Annotated in this window: 12 protein-coding genes; 4 read left to right on the forward strand and 8 right to left on the reverse strand. The window is 65.6% G+C overall.

What is annotated here, in order from left to right; all coding sequences use genetic code 11:
* Positions 1–230 precede the first annotated feature (230 nt).
* The 8 genes from DFR67_RS03680 to DFR67_RS03715 all read right to left on the reverse strand — a co-directional run bounded on the left by DFR67_RS03680 (position 231) and on the right by DFR67_RS03715 (position 8,819).
* Positions 231–1,478 (reverse strand): HNH endonuclease signature motif containing protein, encoded by a 1,248-nt coding sequence (locus tag DFR67_RS03680; protein ID WP_245937703.1) that lies wholly within the window; start codon positions 1,476–1,478, stop codon positions 231–233.
* Positions 1,479–1,747: 269 nt separating this feature from the next.
* Complete coding sequence (locus DFR67_RS03685; protein ID WP_110468074.1) at positions 1,748–2,641, reverse strand: metal ABC transporter permease; 894 nt, start codon at positions 2,639–2,641, stop codon at positions 1,748–1,750.
* Complete coding sequence (locus DFR67_RS03690; RefSeq protein ID WP_110468075.1) at positions 2,638–3,510, reverse strand: metal ABC transporter ATP-binding protein; 873 nt, start codon at positions 3,508–3,510, stop codon at positions 2,638–2,640. The genes DFR67_RS03685 and DFR67_RS03690 overlap by 4 nt, the downstream gene beginning before the upstream one ends.
* A 55-nt stretch (positions 3,511–3,565) precedes the next feature.
* Complete coding sequence (locus tag DFR67_RS03695) at positions 3,566–4,555, reverse strand: metal ABC transporter solute-binding protein, Zn/Mn family (RefSeq protein ID WP_110468076.1); 990 nt, start codon at positions 4,553–4,555, stop codon at positions 3,566–3,568.
* Between the two features lie 104 nt (positions 4,556–4,659).
* A complete protein-coding gene (locus DFR67_RS03700; RefSeq protein ID WP_110468077.1) occupies positions 4,660–5,265 on the reverse strand; it encodes a TetR/AcrR family transcriptional regulator in 606 nt (201 codons plus the stop codon).
* Positions 5,262–6,509 (reverse strand): cytochrome P450, encoded by a 1,248-nt coding sequence (locus DFR67_RS03705; RefSeq protein WP_110468078.1) that lies wholly within the window; start codon positions 6,507–6,509, stop codon positions 5,262–5,264. The genes DFR67_RS03700 and DFR67_RS03705 overlap by 4 nt, the downstream gene beginning before the upstream one ends.
* 45 nt (positions 6,510–6,554) lie before the next feature.
* Positions 6,555–7,850: an aspartate aminotransferase family protein gene (locus tag DFR67_RS03710; protein WP_110468079.1), complete on the reverse strand. Its 1,296-nt coding sequence runs from the start codon at positions 7,848–7,850 to the stop codon at positions 6,555–6,557.
* Entirely contained in the window at positions 7,851–8,819 is a 969-nt protein-coding gene (locus DFR67_RS03715; RefSeq protein WP_110468080.1) for a pirin family protein, read from the reverse strand. It lies immediately after the preceding gene.
* Between the two features lie 126 nt (positions 8,820–8,945).
* On the opposite strand from DFR67_RS03715, the gene DFR67_RS03720 reads away from it, so the two are divergent.
* The 4 genes from DFR67_RS03720 to DFR67_RS03735 are packed head-to-tail and all read left to right on the forward strand — an operon-like array spanning position 8,946 to position 13,536.
* Entirely contained in the window at positions 8,946–9,815 is an 870-nt protein-coding gene (locus DFR67_RS03720) for an alpha/beta fold hydrolase (RefSeq protein WP_110468081.1), read from the forward strand.
* Positions 9,812–11,194 (forward strand): D-inositol-3-phosphate glycosyltransferase, encoded by a 1,383-nt coding sequence (gene mshA, locus DFR67_RS03725; RefSeq protein ID WP_110468082.1) that lies wholly within the window; start codon positions 9,812–9,814, stop codon positions 11,192–11,194. The genes DFR67_RS03720 and mshA overlap by 4 nt, the downstream gene beginning before the upstream one ends.
* Positions 11,191–11,868, forward strand: a complete 678-nt coding sequence (locus tag DFR67_RS03730) for a type III secretion system chaperone family protein (RefSeq protein ID WP_110468083.1) — start codon at positions 11,191–11,193, stop codon at positions 11,866–11,868. The genes mshA and DFR67_RS03730 overlap by 4 nt, the downstream gene beginning before the upstream one ends.
* Before the next feature lie 60 nt (positions 11,869–11,928).
* Positions 11,929–13,536 carry an AMP-binding protein gene (locus tag DFR67_RS03735; RefSeq protein ID WP_110468084.1) on the forward strand — a complete coding sequence of 536 codons (1,608 nt, stop codon included), beginning with the start codon at positions 11,929–11,931 and terminating at the stop codon, positions 13,534–13,536.
* The last annotated feature ends 81 nt before the right edge of the window (positions 13,537–13,617 follow it).

Genomic DNA, 13,617 nt, shown 5'->3' on the forward strand with positions numbered 1-13,617 from the left:
CGTGTCCCGTACGCGAATCGAGTTAGAGCTTAGGCGATTCGGATTGGATTCGGGCTGGATAGTCCGCTCCCCTCTCACCAGGCGATCTCGGCTCCCGGGGGCTCACACTATGGAGTTGTCAATGTTCGAGCCGCGCCGGTGTCATCCGGTGCTGCGGTAGTAACTTCGGGCTGCGTCGTCGTGTGTAATTTCTCGTGAACTTGTGGCGGCCTCGATCGGGCCGGCCGGACTTAGGCGGCGAGTGGTTCGTTGGTCAGTGTGCGTCTGGCGTGGGAGCGCATTGGTTCGGTCTTCCCGGGCGCTATGAACCAGGGGTGGCCGTCGTGTCCGAGGAACACGGTCCAGCCTTTGTGGTGGATGTAGTTGTGATGCCGCCTGCATAACAGGACGGTGTTGGCCAGGCTGGTCTCACCGCCGTGGCTCCAGAACGTGATGTGATGAGCATCGGTCCATCCGGCGGGGCACCCGCAGCCCGGGAACGCACAGCCCTTGTCCCGCGCAATCAGTGCTTTGCGGATGGCGGGTGTGACAGTCCGGAACTCACGCCCCACATCCAGGGGCACAGCATGGTTGTCGAGCAAAATCTTGGTGATCACCGAATCACACACCGTCATCTGCGCCGTCGGCACCGACACCGGCCCCGTCCACTCGAACGTCGCCGCTGCGGTCGGTACTTTCGCGCCCGCGATGCCGTTCATCTGAAACGCCAGGAGCTGCTCCGCGGACACGGTCATCGTCACCCGCGGTTTCACTCCACCTTCGCTGGGCCGATCGTGGTGGGCGAAGAACACGTCCAGGATCTTTCCGAGGGCTTCGGCGAGACGCTGGGGGGTGCTGCGCGGATCCGGTGATCCGTCAGGTTCAGGGACGGGTTTGGCCAGCGGACGCAACGCGGTCGCCAGTTTCTCCCCCAGGGTCTTGTCGAGGTCGAGGGTGCCGTGGGTGCGGCCATCATCACCGGTCCCGAACGACACCTCGTTCAGCTCATCGTTCTCCGCATCCGGGATTTCTTTGTCCGGCGGCGAGAAGGCGATCGCCATCTCGTGGGCCCGCTCGACAACCGCGGCCGGCGTCGAGATACGGGCCTCGGTCAACAACCCACGGACGCAGTCGTCCCGGTCGGTCTCCGACAGGTCCGGGTCACGTCGGTCGATGTGGTGCAGGCCTTTGACGATGGCGTCCACGTGCTCCCCGGACAGGGTCCCGTCCACGGCGTACGCAGCGACCGAGGGGATGGAGCCGAGGGCGCGACCGACCCGTACGTAGCGGTGCGCAGCGGCCGGCGATACCTGCACCGATTGCAGCAGCTCAGCAGTCGAATCCGCACCCAACGTTCTGGCGACACCACGCTTGTCGAGATCAGCAGTGAACCGAAACAGCAATGCGTCCAACACATTCTTGGCCCGCAGCGCGAACACCGTCTCCTCCGACAACGCCACATCGTCGAGGGGCGCCAGCAGCAGTGGATCAGCCGCCATCGTTGATAAGTGTTCGAACAACCCCCGAAAGTTCATGACCTCAATCTACCGCGATTTACGTGTTCGCACAAGTGTTCGAAAAGACTTATTTCACTGTGCTGCAACACCTTTCGCCACGCGTAGCACTACCGGCGGCAGTGTATCAAAGGCGTCTGACATCGCCTGCTATGCACGAAAATGGCACGCTCAACGCTAGTTTCGGCACGCTCGAGGCTAGTTTCGGCACGGTCGACGGCCCGTTCGGCACGGTCGACGGAATTGAACCGCTGTCAGGCGCCGGGGGTGAGCAGTGAGCCCGTGGTCTTGACCCGACGGCGCCCCGAGGTCTTTGATCGGCGGGTGCCGACCACGCGGCACACCAGGTAAATGGCGAATGAGATGGTGGTGACGAACACCGACGGTGGCAGGGCGGGTGCCAGCGACAGGATAATGCCGCCGACGGCTGCGACCACACCGAACAGGATCGACAACCCAAGTACGGTGGTGGGATTCGAGGAGATCCTCATCGCCGCGGCAGCGGGCGTGATGAGCAGCGACATCACCAGCAGGGCGCCGATGATCTGCACGCTCTGGGCGACGGCAGCGCCGAGCAGAACGGCGAACACCACCGACAGCAGTTGCATCGGGACACCGCGCGCTTCAGCAACCCGCGGATCCGTACTGGCGAACAGCAGTGGCCGGTAGATGACAGACATCACCGCGACGACGATGACCGTGGTGATCACCACGGCTGCAACACCTTTCGCGCCGGCGTTGACGGCCTGACCGGTGAGGAGGTTGAAGCCGGTGCCGGTGCGCCCGTAGAGCGCGATGAACAGCACGCCGAGCCCGAGGCCAAAGGCCATCACCACCCCGATGACCGAATCGCGCTCACGCACACGGGTTCCGAGCAGTCCGAAGATCACCGAGGCGATCACCGCGCCGATCAGTCCTCCGAGGTTGACGCTGAATCCGAGCAGCAGGGCGGCGGCGGCGCCGGTGAAGGTCAGTTCGCTGGTGCCGTGGACTGCGAACGACATCTGCCTGCTCACGATCATCGGACCGAGCAGGCCGCCGAGGACGCCGAGCAAGGCCGTGGCGAGCAGGGCCTGCTGGACGAAGCCGTACCCCAGCAGGTTGGCGGTTTCGCCGAAGTTGAAGAAGTCGGACCAGGTCGCGCTCACTCGGAGGCCTCTGAGGTGCCCGCGAACTGTTGCTCGGTGAGGTGATGGTCGCCGTGGCAGGCGGACTCGTCGGCGCCGACGACGATGAGCCGACCCTGGACGTTGAGTACGTCGACCCGGGTCTGGTACAGCTCGCTCAGCGTCTCCGACGTCATCACCTCTTTGGGTGTGCCGATCCGGAACCTGCCATCGACGAGATACACGACGCGGTCGACGTACGGCAGGATCGGATTCAGCTCGTGGGTCACGAACAGGACCGCGGTGCCATGGTCGCGTCGTCGCCGATCGATCAGCGCCGCCACTCGGCCCTGGTTGGCAGGATCGAGGCTGAGCAGCGGTTCGTCGCAGAGCAGCACCGTCGGATTCCCGGACAGAGCCTGGGCCACGCGTAGCCGCTGTTGTTCGCCGCCACTGAGCAGGCCCAGTGGGGCATCGGCGAAGTCGCGGGCGTCTACCTGGGCGATGGCGTCGTCGACCAGCGCCATGCGGCGTTTGCGGTTGCGCCAACCCACTCCCCAGGCCTGACCATCCACGCCGAGGCCGACCAGGTCACGGCCCCGCAGCGGTACACCCTCATCGTGGGTCTGCTGCTGCGGGATGTACCCGATGGTGCTGTCGCCTCGACGCAGTGCCCGGCCTTCGACGGTCACCGATCCGGCATCCAGTTCGTACTGACCGAGCAGGGTTTTCAGTAGCGAGGTCTTGCCTGAGCCGTTCGGTCCGAGGACTGCGACGAACTCTCCACGAGCGAGGGTCAGGTCGAAGTCGTCCCACAGCACCCGATGCCCGAACGACAGTCGGGCGCCGCTGATGGTGACGGCGGCGGGCCGCTGCTCGCCGAAGACGGGAGCCGGTACGGGCTGGGTCATCTGTTTGGCTGCCTAGATCAAGTGGTGCTGGATGGATCGGGGATTGCTGGATCGATCACGGAGTGCTGGGCGCGCCAGACGCCAGGGCGGACGTCAGCGTCTCAACATTAGCCCGCTGCCACGCGATGTAGTCGGTGACTCCGGCAGGAAGGGTTTCGGTGAAGTCGACGACCGGCACACCGGAGGCGCTCGCGATGTCGAGTAGGCCCTTCGCGCTCTCGTCGACCGCCTGCGTGTTGTAGACGAGTGCCCGCACCGAGCGGTCACGGAGCAGATCCTGGGTCGCGGCGACATCGCGTGCCGACGGCGACTGCCCGGCTTCGACAGCGTCCTGGAACCCGGCGGGAGTGACGTCCTCGAGACCCGCTTCTGCGAGCAGGTAACCCGCGAGGGGTTCGGTCTGTGCCACTCGAGCACCGGAATCGGTGGCCTTGATCGCTGCGAGTTGGGTCTGGAGGTCGGCGATCTGCTTGTTGAACGTCCCCGCATTGTCGCGGTAGTACTGCTCGTTGGCGCTGTCTTTCTCCGACAGCGCGTTTGCGATCTTGTCGGCCACGTCGCCGACGACCGTCAGGTTGTAGAACACGTGCTCGTTGACCGCGCCGGGAGCGTGGTCGTGGCCCTCTTCTTCGTGAGCCTCGCCCTCGGCGTGGTCGTGCCCGTCGCCCTCGGAGTGCTCAGCGCCCTCCATCAGGTCGAAAGCGTTGACGACGATGGCGTCGGGGCCCTTCGGGGCCTCTTCCATGTACGCGTCGTAGTGACCACCGTTGAGGACCACCACGCCTGCGTCGGCGACCTTGGCGGTGTCCTTCGCGCTGGCCTCGAACTCGTGCGGATCGCCGGCCGGGGAGGTGTAGAGCGCTGTGACCTGCGCGTGCTCGCCGCCGATGGCCGAGGCGACCGCACCCCAGACGTCGGTGGACGCGACCACGTCGACCTTGCCGTCGGAGGTGGTGCCCGCGTCGTCGGACGAGCATCCGGCAGCCACCCCGGTGGCCAGGGTCAGGGCCGCGGTGACCCCTAGGAATCGGGTCCAGGTGCGCATGGGGAGGAACCTTTCACGTCGTGTGTCGGCGCTTCGCGCAGGGCATTGCAGCGAACTCCGCCGAACAGACGCTAATGATAACCGTTACCGACAGGGATGCGAAATCAGTTCGGGCCGAGGACTGACGGAGTCACGAAACGGCGCACCAGCTCGCGTTCCTCGGTGGCGTCGGCGCCCGGTGTCATCAACAGCGACAGAATCACTCGCACCACGAAACGACCCTCCAGGTTCGATTCGGTCCCCGGGTCGGCCGTGGTGTGATCAGCTGCGCTGCTCCCGTCCCCGTCGTGCACGAATGCGACCGCAATCCGGTTCACCAATGCCGACGATGCTCCCAAGGCGCCGGCGAGCGCAGCGGATTCGGGCACGAACCAGGTTCGCAGCACGGGATCTGTCCGCACACCCTCGACTGCCGCCAGAATTGCCTCGGTCATCCGCTCGTGGACGTCGACGACACCGGAGACCTGATGGGCGACCTGTTTCGCCAGCGTCCGCGCTTCCCGCTCCACGTAAGCCAGGTGCAGGTCGGCCCGGGAGGCGAAGTAGCGGTAGAGGGTCGCTCGTGAACACCCGGCGGCAGCGGCGATCTGATTCATGTTGACCGGCGCGACACCATGGGTGAGGAACAGCTCGGCGGCAACGTCGAGGATCCGATTGGCCGCCATAGCGGCCCGATCGTCGCCGAGCCAGGTGGGCGTCCCTGAAGTCATTGACCCACAGTATGGTTCGGTGACCCCGGGTGGAAGTCCAGGGTGAGTGGTCGGCGAACGTAATTCCCTGGGGCATAGGTGACCGACGCCGGATCGATCGTGTACTCGGGGCATCGCGCCAGCAATTCCTCGATCGCGATTCTGGTCTGCATCCGGGCCGCGGCAGCTCCGAGGCAGTGGTGACCGCCGCGGCTGAACGACAGGATGTGGCGGGGTCGGCGATGGATGTCGAGTAGCTCGGCGTCGGCGCCGTAGGCGCGCGGATCCCGGTTCGCCGACCCGTAGGCGAGCAACACCTTCCGGTCGGCCGGAATGGTGCCGCCGTCGAACTCGACGGGGGTCGTGGTGGTGCGGGCGAGACCCTGGACGGGGGAGGTCAAACGCAAGAACTCGTCGACCGCGTCACCGACCAAGGCTGGATTCGCCGCCAGTTCTGCCCGCTGGCCCGGGTTTTCGGCGAGCAGCTGGGTCGCACCGCCCAGTACGCCGGTGGTGGTGTCGTTGCCGCCGGCGACCATGGTGAAGGTGAAGGCGAGGATCGACAACAACCCCTCGGTGTTGCCTTCCTCGCCCGCTCCTGCCGTCACCAGATGCGACACGGTGTCGTCACCGGGGTGCTCGCGGCGGTAGGAGACGAGCCGGCCGAAGTAGGCCATCATCTCCATGATCGCCTCGCCCGCGCTTTTGCCTGCCTGCGCGAGATTCGAGGTATCCGCACCGACAACGGCCTCGGTCCATCTGTCGAACGCCGCGCGATCCGACTCCGGCACACCGAGATAGTGCGCGACCACCATCGAGGGGAGCGGTTTGAAGAGGTCGGCGACGATTTCGCCGCCGCCTGATTCGATGAGCTGGTCGAGCCGGGCGGTGACGAACTCTCGCACTGCCGGTTCGATGTCGGCGACTTGTCTGGGGGTGAAGCCGCGGGAGACCAGTTTCCGGAAATCCGTGTGCTGTGGCGGATCCTGCATGACCATCGGCGGGTTGTCCACCAGGCCGATGCTCTCGAGTTCGCCGTAGGTGACGGTCAGCCCCTTGGTGGAGGTGAACGTACGCCAGTCGTCGGCGGCGCGCGTCACGTCCGCGTGCCTGGTGAGGACCCAGAAATCCCTGTCGGGATCGTCGGTGTGGACACGGTGCACAGGGTCGTGGTCGCGTAGGTCGGCGTACATCTGCCAGGGGCTGCGCCATGACTCGCCGGAGCACAGGCGGAAAGGTGCAAGGTTGGACACTTCAACGGTCATGTCTCAAGAATGAGACAGATCGCCTGAAGTGTCAATGTTGTCGAATCAGGCCTTCGTCACCGCAGACAGTGAATCGTCGAGCATCTCCATCGCGCGGTCGAGGTCGTCGTCGCTGATGTTCAGTGGCGGTGCCAGTCGGAAGATGCCGCCCATCCCGGGCAACTGGACGATGTTCATGTGCAGACCGCGCTCGAGGCACGCGTCGGTGACCTGCTGGCCGAGCTGGTCGGCGGGCGCTCTGGTCTCCCGGTCGGACACGAGTTCGATGCCCTGGAACAGTCCGCGACCGCGGACGTCGCCGATCACGTCGTGCCGCGACTGCAGCTCGAGCAGATGGTCGCGAAGTCTTTTCCCGGACCGGGCTGCGCGATCAACGAGATCGTCGCGCAGCACCACGCGCAACACGGTCGAGGCGACGGCGCCTGCAAGTGGGTCGGAGACGTGCGTGGTGAAGAACAGATACCCCCGCTCGTGGCAGCGTTCTTCGATCTCGGCGGACGTCACGACCGCGGCTACCGGCAACCCGGCACCCAGTGTCTTCGACAGCGTGATGATGTCGGGCACCGCGCCGTCTCGCTCGAACGCGTACATCGCTCCGGTGCGTCCGAGCCCGGTCTGCGCTTCGTCGACGATCAGGAGCATCTCGCGCTCGGTGCACTTCGCCTTCAGTGCGGCCAGATACCCGACCGGCAAATCGATGAGACCGCCCGATGAAACGATCGGCTCCACGATGCATGCCGCCAGCGAGCCCGCGGACTGCTGGTCGATCAGCGCGAACCCGTAGTCGAGTTCGCTCTGCCAATCGTGATCGCCGCCGGCCGTGCGGAATGGTGACCGGTAGGCGTTGGGGGTCGGCAGCGTGAAATTGCCGGGAGGCGGCGGCCCGTATCCCTTACGGCCTGCAGAGTAAGTGGCGGCGGCCGCACCCGAGGTCATCCCGTGCCAGGAGCGATCGAACGACACGATCTCGTATCTGCCGGTGTACAGCTTGGCCATCTTCAGTGCGGCCTCGTTCGATTCGGCGCCGGTCGAGAGCAGCATGACCTTGTCGAGTCCGTCGGGCAGCGTTTCCGACAGTGCCCGGGCGAACTCGACGACGGGGCGGCTGAGCATCCCACTGAAGAGATGGTCGAGGCTCGTCATCGCGGTCTGAACCGTCTCGACGATCTCCGGATGACCATGGCCCAGTATCGAACTCATCTGGCCCGAGGTGAAGTCGAGAATGGGTTTGCCGTTCGAGTCGTACACGTAAGAACCGCTGGCGCGCTCGATGATGCGGGGCGTGAACGTGCCGCCGTAGCGGATGATGTGGTCACGGGCGGTCGACCAGAACTCGTCCATTCAGACAGTGTGCGGCATCAGTGCACCCGGCGGGATCTGACCGAACTTGCCGGCGTTGAAATCTTCGACCGCCTCGACCAGCTCGGCCTTCGAGTTCATCACGAATGGTCCGTACTGGAAGACCGGCTCGCGGATCGGCTGGCCGCCCAGCAGGAGCACTTCGAGGGCGGGACGGTTGGAGTCCTGGTTCTGAGCTGCTGCGAGCGAGATGCGGTCGCCGGGCCCGAGCACCGCGAGCTGTCCCTGCTGGATCGGGTTGTCGACGGGACCGACCGTGCCGCGTCCGGACAGCACGTAGACGAGTGCGTTGAAGTCGCGATTCCACGGCAGGTCGAGAGCGGCTCCGGGCTGCAAAGTCGCGTGGGCCAGAGTGATCGGTGTGCGGGTCGAACCGGGGCCGCGATGGTCGCCGACGTTGCCGGCGATGATGCGGACGAGTGCGCCGCCGTCGGGGGAGCTGACCAGTGTGGCCTGGTTGCCCTCGATGGCCTGGTACGCCGGATCGGTGAACTTGTCGCGCTTCGGCAGGTTGACCCACAGCTGGACGCCGTGGAAGAGGCCGCCGCTCTCGACCAGCTCAGCGGGTGGGGTCTCGATGTGAAGGATCCCCGAACCAGCGGTCATCCACTGGGTGGCGCCGTCCTCGATCATCCCGCCGCCGCCGTGCGAATCCTGGTGGGCGAAGCGGCCGTCGATCATGTAGGTCACGGTCTCGAAGCCGCGGTGGGGGTGCCAGCTGGTGCCCTTGGGTTCGCCTGGCTCGTATTCGACCTCACCCATCTGGTCCATGTGGACGAAGGGGTCGAGGACGGTGGCCGGTACGCCGGCGAACGCCCGGACGACGGGGAATCCCTCGCCTTCGTGGCCACGCGGGCCGGTGGTCACCGTGCGCACGGGGCGCTGGGTGTCGGCCGCGACCGAACCGGCGATGCGGGGGAGGGTCAACGTATCTGCGCTCACAGCGGGCATGAGGTGCTCCTTCGAGGCTGGAAGTTCTTACGATCACTATAACCGGACCGCGGTCCGATTTGTTCCGATCGGCCTCCGGTCGTCGGCGTCACCTGTGCTGACGGGCTGCAGGATTAGTGTGGACCCATGGGCACCTTCACGCGCCGGGTCGCCGCCGGCGACGGTACGGACATCGCATACCGGGTCACCGGCCCCGCGGATGTCGCCGCAAGCGCCGGCGATGTACCGACATTGCTGCTGATCCACGGGTGGGCGCAATCCGGCGCTTGCTGGGGTGACGGCCTGATCGGAGACCTCGCGGCCCGGTGTCGCGTGATCGCGATGGACCTGCGCGGCCATGGGGGTTCGGACGTGCCGGCGGTCGATCGGTTGACCTCCGAAGACTTCGGCGGTGACGTCGCGGCAGTGCTGGCGGCCGAGGTGCCGTCCGGCGGGCCGGTGTTCCTGCTGGGCTGGTCCTACGGCGGTCTGGTGATCTGCGACTACCTCGCTCGCGCTGACGCGATCGCGCCCGCCGGGCTGATCTTGGTCGGCGCCATCACGTCCATCGGGCGCGGCCAGGCGGGCGGCCGGGTTGGGCCGCAGATGCGGGCAGCACTTCCCGATGCCTACTCCGACGACCCGGCGACAGCGGTGGCTGCGCTGCAATCGTTCGCCGGCGGACTGGCCCCGGCCGGTCAAGGTGCTTGCGTGCAGCGGCTCCTGGGTACCTCACTCACCGTGCCCCCACAGATCCGCGCCGGCTTGTTCGCGCGGGAAGCCGCCAACGACGCATTGTTGGAGCAGTCAGGACTGCCGATGTTGCTGATCCACGGGACGGCCGACGCGGTAGTGGACATCTCCAGCGCCGAACATCTCGCCGGGCTCGTGCCGGGTGCGCTCACCCGGTTCTGGGACGGCGCGGGTCACGCGCCGTTCCTCGACGACCCGGATCGTTTCGCCCGGGAGGTCGATGAGTTCGTCGCGACGAAGGCCGTTGCAGGTGGTGTGAGGTGACCGGATTGCTGCCGCGCCGCGTCGCGCTGATCTCGGTACACACCTCGCCGCTGGCCCAGCCCGGTGTCGGGGATGCGGGCGGGATGAACGTCTACGTGTGGCAGACCGCGAAACGTTTGGCACAACGTGGAGTCGAGGTGGAGATATTCACGCGGGCAACATCTTCCACCGACGACCCTGTGGTGACTGCGGCGCCGGGAGTGACTGTTCGCAACGTGGTGGCCGGACCCTTCGAGGGACTGGACAAACGAGACCTGCCCACTCAGCTCTGTGCCTTCACGGCCGGCGTTCTGCGGGCAGAGGCGGGCCGGCCGGTCGGTTACTACGATCTCGTGCATTCCCATTACTGGTTGTCCGGTCAGGTCGGGTGGCTGGTGCGCGACCGCTGGGCGGTACCGCTGGTCCACACCGCCCATACCCTGGCTGCGGTCAAGAACGCGTCGCTTGCCGCGGGTGACACCCCCGAACCGCCCATGAGGCAGGTCGGTGAGCAGCAGGTCGTCGATGAGGCCGATCGGCTGATCGTGAACACCGAATCCGAGGCCCAACAACTGATCTCGATCCACGGGGCCGACCCCGCGCGGATCGACGTGGTCACTCCCGGTGCGGACCTCGATTGTTACACCCCGGGCTCGCGAACCCAGGCGCGGCTCGAGTTCGGGCTCGACCCCGACGAGGTCGTGGTGACCTTCGTCGGCCGGATCCAGCCGCTCAAAGCCCCAGACGTCCTGCTCAGGGCGGCGGCGCCGCTGATCCGGCGCGGGCTCGCCGACGGCAAGAAGCTGCGGTTGCTGATCGCCGGTGGACCGTCCGGATCGGGCTTGGATCGCCCCTCGTCGTTGATCGACCTGGCCAGAGAACTCGGTGTCGAATCGTCGGTCACGTTCATCCCGCCGCAGTCGCCGCAGCGACTCGTCCAGGTTTATCGCGCATCCGATCTGGTTGCGGTTCCCAGCTATTCGGAGAGTTTCGGTCTGGTGGCGATCGAGGCGCAGGCAACCGGTGTGCCGGTGCTCGCGGCCGACGTCGGTGGGCTCGGTGTCGCGGTTAAGAACGGCGTCAGCGGCGTGCTCGTCGACGGGCATGACATCGACGACTGGAGCGCGGTCCTGGACAGGCTGCTCGGTGACCTGCCGGGGCTCGAGGCAATGGGTGCCGCGGCTCACCAACATGCGCAACACTTTTCGTGGGATCACACCGCGGACCAGTTGCTCGCCGGCTATGGCAAGGCAATCGAGACCTTTCGCAGCCGCACAGCGCTGCGAACCGCCGCCTCGCCCGGCGCGGCGAAGCTCAACGGCGCAGATGCCGAAGACGATCGACCATTGGCGCGGATCGCCCGCCGATTCGCAGGACGACGGAATGGAGTACGTACGTGACCTCACAGGTGACCACAGATCTGAGCGGAACCATCGAGGACTTCCTCGGTGAGCGGGAATTGACCTACAGTCGCAAGGATTCCGGCGGAAAAGACGCCGACTACTTCGTGATCGAACTGCCGGGCGAGAAGAAACTCAAGACGACCGTGCTCTTGACCGTGGGCCCCCACGGGCTGCGCCTGGAAGCGTTCGTCTGCCGCAAGCCCGACGAGAACCACGAGGGTGTCTACAAGTGGATGCTCAAGCGCAATCGTCGGCTCTACGGGGTGGCCTACACCCTCGACAACGCCGGCGACATCTATCTGGTGGGTAGGCATTCGGCCGACTCCATCACCGCCGCTGAACTCGATCGCCTGCTCGGTCAGACGCTGGAAGCCGCAGATGGTGATTTCAACGTGCTGCTGGAGATCGGGTTCATCACCTCGATCCGCCGGGAATGGGCATGGCGGGTCTCGCGGGGCGAGTCGTTGAACAACCTCAAGGCGTTCGAGCACCTCATCGAGGGGCATGAACCCGGGGGTGTGCGGCCGGATGGTGTCGGAGTGGGCCGAGCGGACGGCGCCGGGGCGCCACCAGCCGGTGGCAGCAGGGCGGAGTCTGTTGTGCAAAACGGGGTGGCGCCTCGTGATCTCGGCGATGATGAGGATGATGTGTCCGATTCGGCGAAAGCCTGACAACAATCATTGGTATGTTCTGCTGCAGAAGTCACCCACGATGCCGGAGGTCAGTCAGCCATGAGTTTCAAGAGTCCGTATCCACCTGTTGAGATTCCCGAGGGCTCGATCTACGAGACGCTTTTCGGCACGATCAGCGAAGAAGATCTGGAGCGGGTCGCGCTCATCGACGCCGGTGCCACCGAGGGCACCACGTACCGGGAGCTGATCGGGCGGATCAACGCGTTCGCCGGGGCGCTGGCAGCCCGGGGGATCGCGGTAGGGGACAAGGTCGCACTGCTGTCTCCGAACACGTCGGCCTTCGCCTTCGCGTTCCACGGCATCCTGCGGGCAGGTGCGACCGCGACCACGGTCAATGCTCTGTTCACCGCACCTGAGATCGCCAAGCAGCTCACCGACTCCGGTGCCAAGATGCTCATCACGATCACCCAGCTGGCCGACGGTGCGAAAGCCGCAGCTGCGCAGGTGGGTCTTCCCGAGAGTGCAGTGATCATCCTGAACGGGCCGGGTGAAGGTGAGAGTCCCAACCCGAACGCCGTCGACCTGCTGGGCGCCGGACTGCCGGCGCCTGACGTCAGCTTCGACCCGGCGACGCACCTCGCGGTGCTGCCGTACAGCTCGGGGACCACGGGCAACCCGAAGGGTGTGATGCTCACCCACCGCAACCTGATCGCGAATGTCGCACAGAGCCAGCCGCTGCTGAAGATGTCGCACGACGACTCGGTGCTCGCGGTGCTGCCGTTCTTCCACATCTATGGCATGACGGTGCTGCTGAACCTCGCGCTGTACAACCGGGCAAAACTCGTCGTGATGCCGCGCTTCGATCTCGTGCAGTTCTTGGAGTCCATCCAGAACTTCAAGTGCAGCTACGTGTTCATCGCGCCGCCGGTTGCCGTCGCGCTGGCCAAACACCCCCTGGTCGACGATTACGATCTGTCATCGATCAACACCATCATGTCGGGCGCGGCACCCCTGGACGAAGAACTCGGCAAGGCCGTCGCGAAACGGCTGGGTACCCAGGTCATCCAGGGTTACGGCATGAGTGAGCTCAGCCCGGTCAGCCACGTCATCCCGGTCGATCCGGGCGACGGCCCGCAGGCTCCGCTGAACTCCTGCGGATGGCCGATCCCGAACACGGTCAACAAGATCGTCGATCCGGCCACCGGCGAGGACATCGGCATCCCGGCCGAAGGACTGAGCGAGCCCGGCGAACTGTGGGTGGCCGGACCCAACGTCATGGTCGGGTACCTGAACAATGACGCGGCGACCAAAGAAACCATCGACGACGACGGATTCCTGCACACCGGCGACATGGCCAAGGTCGACTCCGACGGCTTCGTCTACATCGTCGACCGGCTGAAGGAACTCATCAAGTACAAGGGTTATCAGGTGCCGCCCGCCGAGCTCGAGGCCCTGCTCCTCACCCACGACGATGTCGCCGACGCAGCCGTGATCGGTGTCATCGAGGCGGATACCGGCGAGGAGATCCCGAAGGCGTTCGTGGTCAAGCGCGAGGGCGCCGACCTCACCGGCGAGCAGGTGATCGAGTTCGTCGCTTCACAGGTGGCTCCACACAAGAAGGTTCGTGAGGTCGAGTTCATCGACGCCATCCCGAAGAGCGCTGCGGGCAAGATCCTGCGTAAGGATCTGCGCAAGCCCGTCGCCTGACCCCAAACGCTCCACCAATACGAAGACGCTCCACTTATAGGTGGAGCGTCTTCGTATTTCCGGCGCGTTTGGGGAGGAGGG

The sequence above is a fragment of the Williamsia limnetica genome (genome assembly GCF_003217475.1).
In the GTDB taxonomy this organism is placed as follows: domain Bacteria; phylum Actinomycetota; class Actinomycetes; order Mycobacteriales; family Mycobacteriaceae; genus Williamsia; species Williamsia limnetica.